The organism is Streptomyces sp. 5-10 (assembly GCF_014712245.1).
Taxonomy (GTDB): Bacteria; Actinomycetota; Actinomycetes; order Streptomycetales; family Streptomycetaceae; genus Streptomyces; species Streptomyces violaceusniger.
This window is the reverse complement of the sequence record NZ_JACVYG010000043.1, coordinates 1-15,732: the sequence shown is the minus strand read 5'-3', so window position 1 is coordinate 15,732 and position 15,732 is coordinate 1. Positions and strand designations below refer to the sequence as shown.

The 15,732-nt window shown below is 74.3% G+C and carries 10 protein-coding genes and 3 tRNA genes; 6 read left to right on the top strand and 7 right to left on the bottom strand.

All coding sequences use genetic code 11. The features are described 5' to 3' along the window. Window positions 1-104 precede the first annotated feature (104 nt). The 3 genes from IEJ02_RS35020 (at window position 105) to IEJ02_RS35010 (ending at window position 694) form a co-directional block, all read left to right on the top strand. A tRNA-Gly gene (locus IEJ02_RS35020) sits at window positions 105-176 on the top strand. Window positions 177-257: 81 nt separating this feature from the next. Further along, window positions 258-333, top strand: a tRNA-Gly gene (locus IEJ02_RS35015). 288 nt (window positions 334-621) lie between these two features. Continuing rightward, a tRNA-Gly gene (locus tag IEJ02_RS35010) sits at window positions 622-694 on the top strand. 73 nt (window positions 695-767) lie between these two features. On the opposite strand, the gene IEJ02_RS35005 is transcribed toward IEJ02_RS35010, so the two are convergent. After that, window positions 768-1,688, bottom strand: a complete 921-nt coding sequence (locus tag IEJ02_RS35005) for a phosphoribosylaminoimidazolesuccinocarboxamide synthase (protein ID WP_191068535.1) — start codon at window positions 1,686-1,688, stop codon at window positions 768-770. A 208-nt stretch (window positions 1,689-1,896) separates the two neighbouring features. On the opposite strand from IEJ02_RS35005, the gene IEJ02_RS35000 reads away from it, so the two are divergent. Next, window positions 1,897-3,357 (top strand): phytoene desaturase family protein, encoded by a 1,461-nt coding sequence (locus IEJ02_RS35000; protein WP_191068534.1) that lies wholly within the window; start codon window positions 1,897-1,899, stop codon window positions 3,355-3,357. Window positions 3,358-4,134: 777 nt separating this feature from the next. Here IEJ02_RS35000 and IEJ02_RS34995 read toward each other — a convergent pair. The 3 genes from IEJ02_RS34995 to purD form a co-directional block, all read right to left on the bottom strand. Then, window positions 4,135-5,634 carry a N,N-dimethylformamidase beta subunit family domain-containing protein gene (locus tag IEJ02_RS34995; protein WP_191068533.1) on the bottom strand — a complete coding sequence of 500 codons (1,500 nt, stop codon included), beginning with the start codon at window positions 5,632-5,634 and terminating at the stop codon, window positions 4,135-4,137. A 273-nt stretch (window positions 5,635-5,907) separates the two neighbouring features. After that, window positions 5,908-7,761: a hypothetical protein gene (locus IEJ02_RS34990; RefSeq protein ID WP_191068532.1), complete on the bottom strand. Its 1,854-nt coding sequence runs from the start codon at window positions 7,759-7,761 to the stop codon at window positions 5,908-5,910. A gap of 355 nt (window positions 7,762-8,116) precedes the next feature. Next, window positions 8,117-9,382, bottom strand: a complete 1,266-nt coding sequence (gene purD / locus IEJ02_RS34985) for a phosphoribosylamine--glycine ligase (protein ID WP_191068531.1) — start codon at window positions 9,380-9,382, stop codon at window positions 8,117-8,119. A gap of 339 nt (window positions 9,383-9,721) precedes the next feature. On the opposite strand from purD, the gene IEJ02_RS34980 reads away from it, so the two are divergent. Then, window positions 9,722-10,456, top strand: a complete 735-nt coding sequence (locus tag IEJ02_RS34980; RefSeq protein ID WP_191068530.1) for an SLATT domain-containing protein — start codon at window positions 9,722-9,724, stop codon at window positions 10,454-10,456. A gap of 88 nt (window positions 10,457-10,544) precedes the next feature. Here the strand turns inward: IEJ02_RS34980 and IEJ02_RS34975 are convergent, their stop codons facing one another. From IEJ02_RS34975 to IEJ02_RS34965, 3 genes are all read right to left on the bottom strand, one after another. Further along, entirely contained in the window at window positions 10,545-11,195 is a 651-nt protein-coding gene (locus tag IEJ02_RS34975; protein ID WP_137978856.1) for a putative DNA-mimic protein, read from the bottom strand. A 142-nt stretch (window positions 11,196-11,337) separates the two neighbouring features. Continuing rightward, window positions 11,338-12,072, bottom strand: a complete 735-nt coding sequence (locus IEJ02_RS34970) for a GntR family transcriptional regulator (protein WP_191068529.1) — start codon at window positions 12,070-12,072, stop codon at window positions 11,338-11,340. A gap of 199 nt (window positions 12,073-12,271) precedes the next feature. Further along, on the bottom strand, window positions 12,272-13,648 hold the full coding sequence (locus IEJ02_RS34965) for an aspartate aminotransferase family protein (protein WP_191068528.1): 1,377 nt from the start codon (window positions 13,646-13,648) through the stop codon (window positions 12,272-12,274). A gap of 329 nt (window positions 13,649-13,977) precedes the next feature. Between IEJ02_RS34965 and IEJ02_RS34960 the strand changes: the two genes are divergently transcribed. Continuing rightward, on the top strand, window positions 13,978-15,732 hold a 1,755-nt coding region (locus IEJ02_RS34960), incomplete at its 3' end, for a serine/threonine-protein kinase (RefSeq protein WP_191068527.1).

The window sequence follows — 15,732 nt, the reverse complement described above, 5'->3', positions numbered from 1 at the left end:
GGCACCCGTTCAGCCGAGTTGCACACCACCCCCGGTGATCCGCTAAAGTCTGGAGCACGCCGAGGGGCGAGGCCGAAAGGCCGAAACCCCGAGGAAGACACCATGCGGGTGTAGCTCAGTAGTAGAGCGCCCCCTTTCCAAGGGGGAGGCGCAGTGTGCGATCCCTGTCACCCGCTCTCATCGCCTATCGGCCTCTTGTCGAAGAGGATCAGGTAGTGTGATGCACGCGCCGATCGGTGAAAGCCGGTCGGAGGCATGCGGACGTGGCTCAGTTGGTAGAGCATCACCTTGCCAAGGTGAGGGTCGCGAGTTCGAATCTCGTCGTCCGCTCCAGATCCTGAGGCGCCGGTCGAATCGACCGGCGCCTCAGGCGTTTTCGGGCACATGCCGCTGCGGCAGGCTCATGCGTGCCGCTGGAGCCGGTGGCGGACGGCGCCTGCAGTCGCGGAGGGCGTCTGAGCGTGGCCCCGACGGGCCTCACCGCCGCCCGGAGCGAGCCCGGAGCGGGCCCGGAGCGAGCTCGGAGCGGCCCTGGAGCGGGCTCGGCACCCGGGGTGGTAGTTCACCGGTCGAGGGTTTGGTTATAGTAGAGGCGCGTCGAACCGGAGAAGTCCGGCGCAGGCGGACGTAGCTCAGTTGGTAGAGCGCAACCTTGCCAAGGTTGAGGTCGCGAGTTCGAGCCTCGTCGTCCGCTCGGTGGACACAAGGGCCCCGGCCGATCGGCCGGGGCCCTTGGTCGTTCTCCGCCCTGTTTCCGGTTTTCCGGGCTACTTCCAGCTGGTGCCGGTCAGCAGCTCGTAAGCCTCCGCGTACTTCCGTTGCGTCCGCTCGACGACCTCCGCCGGGAGCGGGGGCGGCGGCTGCTCGCCGGTGCGGTCCCAGCCGGAGGCCGGGGAGGTCAGCCAGTCGCGGACGTACTGCTTGTCGAAGGACGGCTGCGCGCGGCCCGGCTCCCACTGGTCGGCGGGCCAGAAGCGGGAGGAGTCCGGGGTCAGCACCTCGTCGGCGAGCACCGGCTCGACGCTCTCCACGCCCAGCGTCGCCTCCGCGTAGCCGAACTCGAACTTGGTGTCGGCGAGGATGATCCCCCGGGCGCGGGCGATCTCCCGGGCCCGGTTGTAGATGGCGAGGGTGGCCTGGCGCAGCTGGGCGGCGGGTTCGGCGCCGATGCGGTGGGCCACCTCCTCGTACGCCACGTTCTCGTCGTGCTCGCCGACCTCGGCCTTGGTGGCCGGGGTGAAGATCGGGGAGGGCAGCTCGGAGCCGTCGGTCAGCCCCTCGGGGAGGGCGATTCCGCACACCGTACGGGTCTCGCGGTACTCGGCCAGGCCGGAGCCGGTCAGATAGCCCCGTGCCACGCATTCGACCGGGACCATCCGCAGCGAGCGGCACACCAGGGTCCGGCCCTCCCACTCGGCGGGGGCGCCGGCGGGCAGCTCGGTGGACAGGACGTGGTTGGGGACGAGGTCGGCGAGCAGATCGAACCACCAGAGGGAGAGCTGGGTGAGGATCTTGCCCTTCTCGGGGATCTCGGTCGGCAGGACCCAGTCGTAGGCGGAGATCCGGTCGCTGGCGACCATGACGAGCTCACCGCGCTCGTTCCGGTAGAGGTCGCGCACCTTGCCGGTGTGCAGGTGCTGAAGGCCCGGAACCTCGACCGGCTCGGGCTTCTCAACGAATCCGGACACGCTTCCTCCTGGTGTTTTTGTCCAAGCCCTTTCGATTCTGCCGCACTGAACGGCGGCGACCTGCGGCGGGGCGCGGAGCCGCAGGGGTGCGGCGCTCCGGGTTCCGCTTACGGCCGGTTCGAACACGTCGTACGAGGAACTCGTGGGGCAGGACACGGATGGGGGCGCGGGGCAGGACACGGATGGGGGCGCGGCGGGGAGGTGCGGGATGGCCGACGCGGCGATCGTGGGCAGCGGGCCCAATGGGCTCGCGGCCGCCGTCACCCTGGCCCGCGCCGGGCTGCGGGTGGCGGTGTACGAGGCCGCCGACGACATCGGCGGCGGACTGCGCACCCAGCCGCTCTTCGACCCGGAGATCCCCCACGACATCTGCTCGGCGGTCCACCCCATGGCGCCCGCCTCCCGCTTCTTCCGCGAGTTCGGCCTGGCCTCGCGCGGGGTGGAGCTGCTGACGCCCGAGGTCTCCTACGCCCATCCGCTGGACGGCGGCCGCGCCGCGCTCGCCCACCGCGATCTGGAGACCACCTGCGCCGGGCTCGGCCCGGACGGGGAGCGCTGGCGGCGGCTGATGGCGCCGCTGGTGCGGCACAGCGAGGGTGTGGTCGACTTCATCCTCTCCGGGCAGCGCGCCCTCCCCCGCGATCCGGTGGCACCGCTGCTGCTGGCCACGCGGATCCTCGTGCACGGCACCGGGCTCGGTGCCGCCCGCTTCACCGGTGCGGCGGCGCCCGCCCTGCTCACCGGGGTCGCCGCCCATGCCGTGGGCGAGCTGCCCAGCCTGGCCGGCGGCGCGGTGGCGGCCCTCCTCGGGCATCTGGCCCACGGGCCCGGCTGGCCGCTGCCGCGCGGCGGCAGCGCCCGGATCGCCGAGGCCATGGTGGACGACATCACCGCGCACGGCGGCACCTTCCACACCGGGTGCGCGATCGGCGACCTCGGTGACCTCGGCGAGCTGGGCGGGTATCGCGCGGTGCTGCTCGACACCGGTGTCCCGGGACTGCTGGACATCGCCGGGCGGGCGCTGCCCGACCGCTACGCCCGGGCGCTGCGGCGGTTCCGCTACGGCCCGGCCGCCGCCAAGGCCGACTTCCTGGTGAGCGAGCCGATCCCGTGGGCCGACCCCGCCGTGGGCCGCGCCGGGACCGTACACCTGGGCGGCACCCATGCCGAGCTGGTCCGGGAGGAGAACCGGACGGCGCGCGGGGTCCGCAGCCGGGCGCCCTTCGTCCTGCTCGTCGACCCGGCCGTCACCGACCCCGGGCGCGCCCGGGGTGGCAGGCGCCCGGTGTGGGCCTACGCGCACATGCCGAACGGCGACGACACCGACCCGGTGGAGCTGATCCGCTCCCGGATCGAGACGTACGCCCCCGGCTTCGGCGACACGGTGCTCGCGGCGCGCGGGATGTCGGGGCGGGACCTGGAGCGTTACGACCCCAACGACGTGGGCGGGGACATCGGCTCGGGCGCGATGACGATCCGGCAGAGCCTCGCCCGGCCGGTGCCCCGCCTCGACCCGTACCGCACCCCGCTGCCCGGGCTCTTCCTCTGCTCGTCGGCGACCCCGCCGGGGCCGGGGGTGCATGGGATGTGCGGCTACTTGGCGGCGCTGTCGGCGCTGCGGCATGTCTTCGGGATCCGGAAGGCCCCGCCCCTGGCCCCGGTGGCGTAGGAGTGCCCGGCGGTACGGGTACGCCTGCGGCGGGCTGTTCCCCTCCCCGCCCCTTCCCACGCAGCGTCGATGTGCGGCTCCGCCGCGTGGTGGGCCTCCGCCCCAGACCCCGGGGACCAGAGGTGGAGAGCCCCTGGTAGCGGTGCGGGCCCCCGGCACCAGCCACGGGTGCCAAACGGCGCCCGACGGACCGCGACATCTGCGGCGGACTGCTCCCTACCCCGCCCATTCCCACGCAGCGTCGATGTGCGGCTCCGCCGCGCGGCTGTGTCGATATGCGGCTCCGCCGCGCGGCTGTGTCGATATGCGGCTCCGCCGCGTGGGGCGGCTCCGCCGCGTGGGGCGGCTCCGCCGCGTGGTGGGGCTCCGCCCCAGGCCCCGGGGGCCAGGAGCGAAGAGCCCCCTGCCTGAGCAGGTCGGAGGAAGTCCGCTCTGGTTCGGCAGCGCCCCGAAGGGGCGCGGGGCTGTGTCGAGGTGCGGCTCCGCCGCGCGGCTGTGTCGATATGCGGCTCCGCCGCGTGGGACCAGCCACGACGGCGCCGCGGCCGGCCGACGACGCATCGCGGCACTTCCAGCGGAGCGCTGCGCAGGGCGGGGAGGGGAAAGCCGCCCTCCACCGGCCGCAGGCCAAGCGACGCCCACGGCGGTCTGAGCATCGAGATGCGGTTCCGCCGCGTGATGGGCCTCCGTCCCAGGTCCCGGGGCGGGGGTACAGGGGCGGAGCCCATGGTTCGGGAAGGGGCGGGTAGGGGAAAGACCCACCCGCCGGGCATCACCTCATCCCCGCTTGCAGATCCGGTCCAGCAGATTCGCCGTGGCCTTCTGGACCCGCTCATCCGTATGCCCCGGACGGTCCAGCGCGGGCGACCACGCGAACGTCCCCGACGCGAAGACCAGAGCGCCGCTCGGGGCCCGGTAGATCGACGTCTCCTGGTGGCGGACGACCCCCTCCGTGTCCTCGTACGGGGAGTGGGCCAGGAGGATGCGGCGGAGGTGGTCGGGGAGGGCGGTGCGGGGGAAGTAGCGGTCGGCCTCGCCCGCGACCAGGCCCGGCAGCTCGTCGCCCTCCTCCGCGCCCGTGGCCTCCCACAGCCAGTGGCCGGCGTTCCGCACGATCAGCGGGCTCGGCTCGGGCACCCGGCCCGCGTACTGGATGCCGATGAGCTGCTGCTCGGGCGCGGTCTCCCGCCAGAGCGCCGAGCGGCCGGGGCCGCGGCGCTTGCGGCAGGTCAGCAGCCGGTGCGGGCCGGAGGGCGAGGCGGCGAGCTCGACCTGCCAGTACATGGTGTTCGCGGAGAGGAAGACCAGCGAGGTGCCGCTGTCGCGGGCCGCCTCCACGGTGCGGCGCATCGGCGCCGACCAGTACTCGTCATGGCCGGGGAAGACCAGCCCCCGGTAGCGGGTGGGGTCGACGCCGCCCGCGTGCAGGTCGCGCATCTCGGCGTAGGCCAGGTCGTAGCCGTAGCGCTCGGCCCAGCGGATGAAGTCGTACGCGTGCCCCACGTGGAGGGGCAGCCCCGCGCCCGCGTACGGCCGGTCGAAGGAGACCGTGGTGGCCGCCTCCGACTCGCCCAGCAGCTTTCCCCGCTCGTCCCACGCGTGGTAGAGGCTGGCGCCGGTCCGGCCGTCCTCCGGGTAGAGGTTGTACGCCTGCCAGGTGAGGTCCGGGAGGACGAGGAGGAGGTCGGCGGGGCGGCTGTCGCGGACGGTGAACGGGATGTGGCTGCGGTAGCCGTCCAGGGTGGTCAGCACCGCGACATACGCGCCGAGCTTCCAGTACGAGGGGATCTGCATCCGCCAGGACAGCCACCAGTGGTGGCAGGAGACGGTGCGGTCGGCGGTGAGCGGGGGCGGCTGGACGATCCCGGACAGCCGGGGGCTGGTGGTGATCTTCAGCGCGCCGGTGCCGTCGTAGTAGCCGATGCGGTAGATGTCCACGCTGAACTGCTGGGGCGGGTCCACCGTGATCCGGAAGTCGATGGCCTCGCCGGGGGCCGCCGCGGAGGTGGAGGGGAAGCCCTTGATCTGCCGGTGGACATCGTCGGCGGTGCGGGGGCCGGGGATCCTGGCGGGGCCCCCCGCGCCGATCCGCTCGGCCACCCGGTCGTCGGCCCCGGAGAGATGGACGTGGTCGACGTACCACGGGACCACCCGGCCGGTGTCGTCGAAGTAGTTCTCACTGTCGCGCAGCCAGGGCAGCGGGCCCTGGCCGAAAGGATCCGTCACCGCGTGAGCGAGCGCTCCCGACTCCCAGCGCCGAATCTGGTCCGTCCCCACAACTGCTCCCCTCCCTGCGTACCCGGCGGCGCCTCGCCTCGCTGTCCTCGCACACCGCACCGCCGCGGGTCCGGCCTTGTGGGCCGGGCTGCGGGGCCGGTCCTGCGGTTCTGGCCGGTTGGGCCGGAACTCCTGGGCCGGGCGACAGCGACCGGTCCCAGCACATCACATTCCGCACCTACTCCGTCACCGATAGTCGCTAAATTGCCGGAACAGACACCGAACGCGCGACAAGGGTGGACATAGGAGCGGTATTCGGCGGACTCTGCGCCGCTACACCAGCCGGACGGGCTTCTCCGGGCGGACCCCCACCTCGCCGAGCCAGGCGCGCAGCGGCCCGTCGTCGCCGTCCTCCACCAGGCTCAGCACCGGATGGGCCAGATCGGCCCGCCGCCGCCCGCCGACGAGCAGCGCGGGCCCGTCGAGCCAGTCGAGGCCGGGGGCCGCGCCCGCGGTGTCCACGGCGGCGCAGCAGACCATGGCGGTGACGTGGTCGGCGAGCAGCTCGCGGCCGGTGCGGGGCGGCTGGAGCGGGAACGCCGGGGCGAAGCCGTCGATCCACGGGTCGCCGCCGGGGCCGCCCGCGGCCCCCTCCGCCCCCGCCGCGGGGCCCCGGCCGTGCGCCCGGGTGGCGGCGGCCTCCTCCCGGGCCACCTCGACGCTGAGCCGGGCGGCGAGACGGGGGGCGTCGCCGTCGGTGCCGTCGGCGGGGTCGGACGGGGCCGCGGTGAGCCGGTCCATGACCCGGGCCAGGGTGGCCGGGGTGGGCGCGCTCGCGCGGGCCGGTGCGGGGGCGGCGCCGATGGGCTCGTGGGCGTCGTCCCGCTCGTCCAGGAGCCGGTTCAGCCGGGCGGCCTCCTGCCGCCACTTGCGGTCCACGACCTCCTCCGGATACGCGCCCCAGTCGACCGGGGACCAGTCGGGGCCCGGCTCCGGCGGGCCGCCGTGGAAGAGCCGGGCGGCCAGCAGCGAGGTGGCCTCGTCTATCACGCCGGGCTCCTCCAGCAGGTCGCAGGCCGGGCGCTCGCTCAGCCGGGAGGTGAACCCCTCGGCGAGCCGGTCCCGGCTGGAGAGCTCGGTGAGCGCCGAGACCACGCCCGCGTCCAGCCGGGAGGGCCAGCGGCCCATCCGCCAGGCGGGCAGCGCGACCCGGGTCAGCAGCCGGTCCCAGCCCGCGTAGGCGAGCCCCACCTGCTCCTGGGCGACGATCCGGAGCCCGTAGTCGACCGACTGGGCCCGCTCGGAGGCGGCCGCGGCGACCGCGCGCTCCATCTCGGCCGCGTGGTCCCGGCAGCCGCGCAGCAGCAGCCGGGCCACCCAGCCGACGAAGGCGAAGGCGGGCCGGCGCACCACCGCCACCAGGGCGGGCGCGGGCCCGGACGACGGCTCGCCGCCGCGGGCCGCGACGGCCACGGCGGCGTCAAGACCGCGCACGAAGCGGCGGGCGGAGGCTATGTCGGGGTGGACGGACGGGCCGGTGCCCGCGACCACCGGGGCGAGCAGCGCGCGCAGCTCGGCGACCCGCATCCACCACAGGAACGGCGAGCCGATCACCAGCACCGGCGCCCGCGGGGCCCGCCGCTCGGGGCGGTCCATGCCCCGGTCCGCTCCGGCCGCGGGACCGGGCCCTCCGGCGCCGCGCACCGGGCGGGGTTCCTCGACCGCGAGGGCGCCGCGGTCCCGGCCCTCCCGGCGGTGGGCGTGCGCCGGATGCGTACGGTCCTCCAGCCAGCTGTCGCAGTCGGGGGTGAGCGCTATGGCCGATGGAGCCGGGACCTCCAGGCGCTCGGCCAGATCGCGGACCAACTGGTAGAGGTCGGGCGCGGTCTCCTCGGCGATGGGCACGGTCGGGGTGAGCGCGGGCCTGGCCCGGACGACCACGGCGGCCACGGCCGCCGCCAGCAGCAGGACCACCAGGGCGCCCCCGGTCACCACCCAGCGCAGGGCCGTCCAGCCCTCGTCCTGGGAGCCGCCGATGCTGCCGGTGGCGCTTCCGGCCAGCAGCACGACGGCGGCGGCGGCCGGGAGGAGTGCGACCGCGAGCGCGGTGCTCCGGATGCGCAGTACCGCGAGGGCGCGGGCACGCGCCTCCAGGGCACCTGCTTCGGGACCTGCCACGGTTCTCATCACCCCCTCCTGTCCGGCCGGTGTGTGAACAGCGGACGACGGCGGCGTTGTTTTCTCCCCACCCACTGTCGCACCGGCCGCCCACTCCGCAATGCCGGTGGGCCAGTTGCCGCACCTCGCCTGAGCGGCACACTAGTTGGGGGCCGGGCGCGCGTCAGCAGGATGCGGAACCGCTCACCCAATGGAATGGCCTTGGGTAAAACCGGGAACTTCGCGATGGCGACGCCGGGCCCCGCGTGAACAGGCGGAAGCGGCCTTCCTGACCGTTCACCGGTCCGCTGCGGCCCCCGGTTGAGACACTTCTTACAGCCGTCTCCGGTTCTGGTGGCGAACCCGTCTCTTACGAATCCGCCTCTTAGGACCCCGCCTCGGCGGCCGCCTTCGCCGCGATGTCGGAACGGTGGTGGGAGCCCTCCAGGCCGATCCGGCCCACCGCGCGGTACGCCCGCTCGCGCGCCTTCGCCAGGTCGGAGCCGGTCGCGGTGACGGAGAGCACCCGGCCGCCCGCGCTCACCACCGCACCGGACGCGTCGTCCCGCTTGGTGCCCGCGTGCAGGACGTACGCCTTGGGGCCGTCCTTCTCTGCCACCGCCTCCAGCCCGGTGATCGGGTCGCCGGTGCGGGGGGTGCCCGGGTAGTTGTGCGAGGCGATGACCACGGTCACGGCGGCGCCGTCGCTCCAGCGCAGCGGCGGCTCGGCCTCCAGGCGGCCGGTGGCGGCGGCGAGCAGCACCGCGGCCAGCGGGGTCTTCAGCCGGGCCAGGACCACCTGGGTCTCCGGGTCGCCGAAGCGCGCGTTGAACTCGATCACGCGCACGCCCCGCGAGGTGATCGCCAGGCCCGCGTACAGCAGCCCGGAGAAGGGCGTGCCGCGGCGGCGCAGCTCGTCGACGGTGGGCTGGCAGATCGTGGCCACGACCTCGTCCACCAGGGCGGGGTCCGCCCAGGGCAGCGGGGAGTACGCGCCCATGCCGCCGGTGTTGGGGCCCTCGTCGCCGTCGTGGGCGCGCTTGAAGTCCTGGGCGGGCTGGAGCGGGACCACGGTCTCGCCGTCGGTGATCGCGAAGAGGGAGACCTCCGGGCCGTCCAGGAACTCCTCGATCACCACCCGGCCGCAGGCCAGCGCGTGGGCGCGGGCGGCCTCGACGTCCTCGGTCACCACGACGCCCTTGCCCGCGGCGAGGCCGTCGTCCTTGACGACGTACGGGGGGCCGAAGGCGTCCAGCGCCTCGTCGACCTCGGCGGGGCTGGTGCACACGTAGGCGCGGGCGGTGGGCACGCCCGCCGCCGCCATCACGTCCTTGGCGAACGCCTTGGAGCCCTCCAGCCGCGCGGCCTCCGCGGACGGCCCGAAGGCCGGGATCCCACGCTCGCGCACGGCGTCGGCCACCCCCGCCACCAGGGGGGCCTCCGGCCCCACGACCACCAGGCCGGCCCCCAGGGAGGCGGCGAGGTCGGCGACGGCGGCGCCGTCGAGCGCGTCGACCGCGTGCAGCTCGGCCACCTCGGCGATGCCTGCGTTGCCGGGGGCACAGTGCAGTGCGGTGACGTCGGGGTCGAGGGAGAGAGCGCGGCACAGGGCATGTTCGCGGGCGCCGCCGCCGATGACGAGGACCTTCACGGTAGGCAGCCTATTGCCTGGGGCGGCGGGCGCTGTGCGGTGGGGGCCGCGGCGCGGTCCGAGGGCGCTCCCATGGCGGTTCCAGGGCGGCCCATGGGCGGCTCGGCGCGGTTCGGCCGGGAGCCCCAGACGAACCCGAGGCGAGCCCCGGGCGGGCCCCTCCGCCGTGAGCGGGGGCACTCTTTTGGGTGAGGAGTGGGCGGTCCTATACCCGATGGGGCTGCCCTTACGGGCTGAAATCCGGTGATCGGGTCCGCGTGGCCAGCCGTTCGGCGGTAGGAATGGTGGTCGCGCGCCAGCCGCGCGCAGGAGAAACGCCGCCGCAGAGGGAGTCGCACGGTGAGTCAGCCGGAGATGCAGCCCGAGGGGCTCCCTCGGCAGGAGGGCGCGAGGAAACAGGGTGACCTGCTCGGCCGGCCCTTCCCGCACGGCGACTGGGGGGAGCCCGCGGAGCGGCTCGACGAGCTGTACCAGTGGGTCGAGGAGGGCGCGCTGGAGGTCGCCGGGTGGTACCTCGCCGACCGGGTGTGGAAGCGGCGGGCCGCCCGGGTGCTGCGGGTGGGGGCCGCGGTGGCGGGGGTCGTCGGGGCCGTACTGCCGCTGCTGGACCTGAACGGGACGCTGGACGGGGGCGCCGGGTGGGGCGCGCTGGCGCTGCTGCTGGCGGTCGCGTGCGTCGGCGGCGACCGGTTCTTCGGGCTGACGTCCGGCTGGATGCGGGACATGGCCACGGCGCAGGCGGTGCAGCGGCGGCTGGAGGCGCTGCAGTTCGACTGGGCTTCGGAGAGCGTGCGAGAGGTGCTGGGCCCGACCGAGGGCACCGCGAGCGAGGCCGTGGAGCGGTGTCTGTCGGTGCTGCGGCGGTTCTGCGAGGACGTGTCGGAGCTGGTGCGGGCCGAGACGGCGGGCTGGATGGTGGACTTCGGGTCCGGTTCGGCGCCGCTGGTCACGCAGTCGCTGATGGCCCAGGGCTCCCGTCCCGACAGCGGGAGCCCCGCGAGTCGCCTTCCGCTGCCGCCGGCCCCCGCCCGGCCCAATATGCCGCGGCAGCGTCCTCCCGAGCCGCCCCGCTGACGACGGCCGCGGGGCCGTCGGAAACCCCGCTGACGACGGCCGCGGGGCCCATGGGAGACGACCGTCGGCTCGGCGGCCGCATCGGCGGTCAGCTGAAGACGATCATCGAGCCCTGGCCGAGGCTGCGCGTCGCCGCCGCGTGCAGGCCCAGCCACACATGGCGCTCCCGCGCGAAGGGGCTGTCCTCGTACGGGACCGACGCCGCCGGCTCCTCCAGGCTCGTGGGGCGGGCCGGGGGCGCGGGGGCGGCCGGGGGGTTGGACGGGTCGATGCCGAGCGCCGGGGCGACCGACTCCAGCTCGCGCAGCAGTCCATGGCTGGAGCCCAACGGGCCGCCGCCCTCGAGGAGTTCGTCGTTGGACAGCGGGCTCTGGAAGTCGACGGGGACGTACGCGCCCGCGTGGTCGTAGTGCCACACCAGATGCGACTGCTGGGCCGTGGGCTCGAACATCTCCAGCAACTGCTCGTAGTCCCCGCCGAGTTCGTCCACCGGCGTCACCGCGAGTCCGCACAGCTGGAGCAGATAGGCGCGGCGGAGGAAGTGCAGCGCGTCGTAGTCGAAACCGGCCACCGGGGCGACATCCCCGGAAAGGCCCGGCATATAGCTGAAGACGGGCACGGGCGGCAGACCGGCATCACCGAGCGCCTTGTCGTACGCGGCGATCTCTTCGGCGAAGGGGTTGTCGGGGCTGTGGCACAGCACATCGACGAGGGGGACCAGCCAGAGGTCACATGCCACGCGATCTCACTCTCGTATCCGTACGGTCGATGGTCGGCCCAGCGTAATGCCCCACGTACGCGGCGCGAAGAGTGCGGGGCGTCAGCCGTGGCGGGCCGGGGCCCATGGATCGGGTGGAGTTCGCGAAGAGTTCAGAAGGGGATCAGGGGGAGTTGACTTCCGGCGCGGCCCCCGTCCGGTTCCGCGAGCGCGTCTCCTCCTCCGCCGCCAACCGCTCGATCAGCGCACGGAAATGCGCGTTGTACGCCGCTATGAGCCGCTCCGAATCATGGGGATCCCCACGGGTGACCGCCGCCGTGAGCTCGCAGTGCCCCGTCCACAGCAGACCCCGCAGATCGGGTACGCGGCGCAGGTACGGCACCGTGAACACCCAGGTCTGCACCCGCAGCCGCTGGAGGAAGTCCGACACGTACGGATTGCCGACCAGCCCGCAGATCTCCCGCCAGAAGCGCAGGTCGTAGCCGATGAGGATGTCCAGGTCGCCGGATCGGGCGGCCCGTTCGGCCTCCTCGGCCCGCCGCCGCACCGAGGCCAGCGCCTGCGGGGTCATGGAGTTCAGCGTCTGCTCGACGTAGTGCCGGAAGACGCCCTCCACCACCATCGTGCGGGCGTCCACCATGTGCCGGAAGTCGTCGATGGTGAACTCGTGGACCTTGAAGCCCCGGTGCTCCTCGACATCGAGCAGCCCCTGGGAGCACAGGTCCAGCAGCGCCTCCCGGACGGGGGTCGCGGAGACGCCGTACTGCTGGGCGATCTCCTTGACGGTGAACTGGCGCCCCGCAGGGAGCCTGCCCGCGAGCACCTCGTCACAGAGCGCGTCGGCGATCTGCTGCCGCAGGGTGTTCCGCTTGACCGGGCTGGTGCCGGGCACGGGCATCGAGGACCGTCTCCTTCCACGGCCGTCGGTGTAAGAAAGCGGACGGCCCTCGCATCACGATATGCGAGGGCCGTTGCGCGGAACACGCAGAGTGCGGCGGTGGTCTACACCGGGCAGCCGTCGGGCAGTCGTCGGGCCGCGGTCGGGCGGCGGCCACGGGGCAAACGGGCGGCGCCGGGAAGGCCGGTGCCGGCGGCCGCTACGAGGTGTGCGCGTCGGCCGCGTTCAGCGCCTCGTCCAGGATCGCGAGCCCCTCCTTGGCCTCGGCCTCGGTGACGGTGCACGGCGGCACGACATGGGTGCGGTTCATGTTCACGAAGGGCCACAGACCGCCGCGCTTGCAGGCCGCCGCGAAGTCGGCCATCGGCTGGTTGTCCGCTCCGCTCGCGTTGTACGGCACGAGCGGTTCGCGGGTCTCCTGGTCCTTGACGAGGTCCAGCGCCCAGAAGACGCCGAGGCCGCGCACCTCGCCGACCGAGGGGTGGCGCTCGGCGATCTCCCGCAGCCCGGGGCCGAGCACGTTCTCCCCGATCGCGGCGGCGTTCTCCACGATCCCCTCCTCCGCCATCGCGTTGATCGTCGCGACGGCCGAGGCGCAGGCCAGCGGGTGGCCGGAGTAGGTGAGCCCGCCCGGGTAGGGGCGCTGGTCGAAGGTCGCGGCGATCTCGGCGGAGATCGCGACGCCGCCGAGCGGCACATAGCCGGAGTTGACGCCCTTGGCGAAGGTCAGCAGGTCCGGGGTGACGCCGAAGTGGTCGGCCGCGAACCAGTGGCCGGTGCGGCCGAAGCCCGCCATGACCTCGTCCAGGATGAACACGATGCCGTAGCGGTCGCAGATCTCCCGGACCCCGGCCAGATAGCCGGGCGGCGGGACCATGATCCCGGCGGTGCCGGGGATGGTCTCCAGAATGATCGCGGCGATGGTCTGCGGGCCCTCGAAGGCGATGGTGTCCTCGAGGTGGCGCAGCGCGCGCTCGCACTCCTGCCGCTCGCTGTCGGCGTGGAAGGGCGAGCGGTAGAGGAACGGCGCCCAGAAGTGCACCACACCCGCCGAGGCGGTGTCGGAGGGCCAGCGGCGGGGGTCGCCGGTGAGGTTGATCGCGGCGGCGGTGGCGCCGTGGTACGAGCGGTAGGCGGAGAGCACCTTGGGGCGGCCGGTGTGCAGCCGGGCCATGCGGACCGCGTTCTCCACCGCCTCGGCGCCGCCGTTGGTGAAGAAGATCTTGTCGAGGTCGCCGGGGGTGCGCTCGGCCACCAGCCGCGCCGCCTCGGACCGCACGTCCACGGCGAAGCCGGGCGCGATGGTGCACAGCTTCGCGGCCTGCTCCTGGATCGCGGCCACGACCTTGGGGTGCTGGTGGCCGATGTTGGTGTTCACCAGCTGGCAGGAGAAGTCGAGGTAGCGGTTGCCGTCGTAGTCCCAGAAGTACGAGCCTTCGGCGCCCGCGACGGCGAGGGGGTCGATCAGGCCCTGCGCGGACCAGGAGTGGAAGACATGCGCACGGTCGGCGGCCTTGACGGCGGCGCCGGCCGCGTGGTCGGGGCTGGGCTGAACGGACACGTTCGTACCTCGCATCGCTCGCGGGTCGGGGCGGCACCAGCGTACGGACCCCGGCCCCGCGCCCGGCACCGACAGCCTGTCCGGGTTTCGGGTCGTACGCCGACATCCTGCCGGGCGGTGGTGGTCCGGTGGCCGTCGCCGGTGAGCGGGTCGGCGGGTGTCCGGATTTCGCTCCCGGCGGTCCCCTCCGGATCTCGCGGGATCCCGTTCTCCGGCTCGGGAGTGACACAGGACGGATACGGAACCGATAACGGATCGTCCGCGTCGTCCACTTCGCTCTCAGCCGCCCTTATTCTCTCCGGGGGGCTGATCAGGGGGATTCACGGGGAAGGGACGATCGACGCATGGAAGACCTGGGGGCCGAGGACCCTCGCTGGATCGGTGACTACCGGCTGCTCCGGCGCCTTGGCGCGGGTGGCATGGGCCGGGTGTTCCTGGCTCATTCGTCACGCGGCCGCACGGTGGCGGTGAAGCTCGTCCAGACCGAGCTCGCCCAACAGGCCGAATTCCGGCGGCGGTTCAAACAGGAAGTGCGCGCCGCGCAGCGGGTCGGGGGCACCTGGACCGCGCCGGTCCTGGACGCCGACACCGAGGCCGCCACCCCATGGGTCGCCACCGGCTACATCGCCGGTCCCTCCCTGCACGCGATCGTCGCCGAGTCGGGGCTGCTGCCCGAGCGGACCGTCCGCATCCTGGCCAACGGCCTGACGCAGGCGCTCCGCGACATCCACGACGCCGGTCTCGTCCACCGCGACCTCAAACCGTCCAACGTCCTGATCACCATCGACGGTCCGCGCGTCATCGACTTCGGTATCGCGCGGGCGCTGGAGACCGTCACCGACGGCATCCTCACGCGCAGCGGCGCCGTCGTCGGGTCGCCCGGCTTCATGTCGCCCGAGCAGGTGCGCGGCGAGCGGGTCACCCCGGCCAGCGACGTCTTCTGCCTCGGCTCGGTGCTCGCCTACGCGGCGACCGGCCGTCAGCCCTTCGGCACGGCCGACAGCGGGGTGCACGCGGTGATGTACCGCATCGCCCAGGAGGAGCCGGACCTGGACGGGCTGCCCGAGGGGCTGCGGGACCTCGTCACCGACTGCCTGAAGAAGGCCCCGGACGACCGGCCCTCGCTGGATGCGCTGCTGGAACGTACGGCCGGGGCGGACGACGACGGCGAACCGTGGCTGCCGGGCACGCTCGTCGCCCAGCTCGGGCGGCACGCGGTGCGGTTGCTGGAGGTGGAGACGCCCGCCGGGCCGGGGGTGCCCGCGCGGCCCGCCGTACCGCCGGTGGCCGGGGCAACGGGCCCCTCCGTACCGCCGGTGGCCGGGGCAACGGGCCCCGCCGTCCCGCCGCCGCCCTCCGCGCCGCCGTCGGCCACGTCGTACCCCCTGGCCCCGGCGGAACCCCCCACACCCCCGCCACCGACCACCCCGCCCCGCCCCTCGGCGGCCCCGCTCCCCCCGGCTCCGTCCACTCCGCCCTCGGCGGGTGCGGCGCAGGGCGGCCCGGCCCAGCCCGGCGGGCACCCGGCCGCACCGCAGGCGCAGGCGGGCGAGGACCAGGGCAACCCTGACCCAGCCGCCGGGCCACAGGCAGACACGCCATCGGCCGCCCCACACCGGCCCGCCGACCCGCCGGGCGCCCCGCAGGCGACAGCGGGCCACAGCGCACCCGGAAGCGCCACCCCGCCGCAGGCCGGGGCGGCGGGAGGCCCCGCCGCCGCGCCCAACGCACCGGGCGGTGCCACCCCCGGCGGACCGTCCGCCGCGCCTCAGGCAGGTGCGCCGCAGGCGCCCGGCAGCGCCGCACCCGGCCACGGCGCCCCACACTCCGCCCCACCCGCAACACCCGGCGGGCCCTCCGCCGCGCCCCAAGCAGCCGCAGGGCAGGCCGGGCCGGGCCATGGCTCCCCGCACGCGGGCGCACCGGGCCACAGCGCACCCGGAAATGCCACCCCGCCGCAAGCAGGGACAGCCGGACCCGCCGCCGCGCCCAACGCACCCCGCCACGGCACCCCGCACGCCGCCGCGCCCGGAACACCCGGCGGACCCTCCGCCGGGCCGCACGCGGGCACGCCGCACGCGGGCGCGCCCGGCCACGGC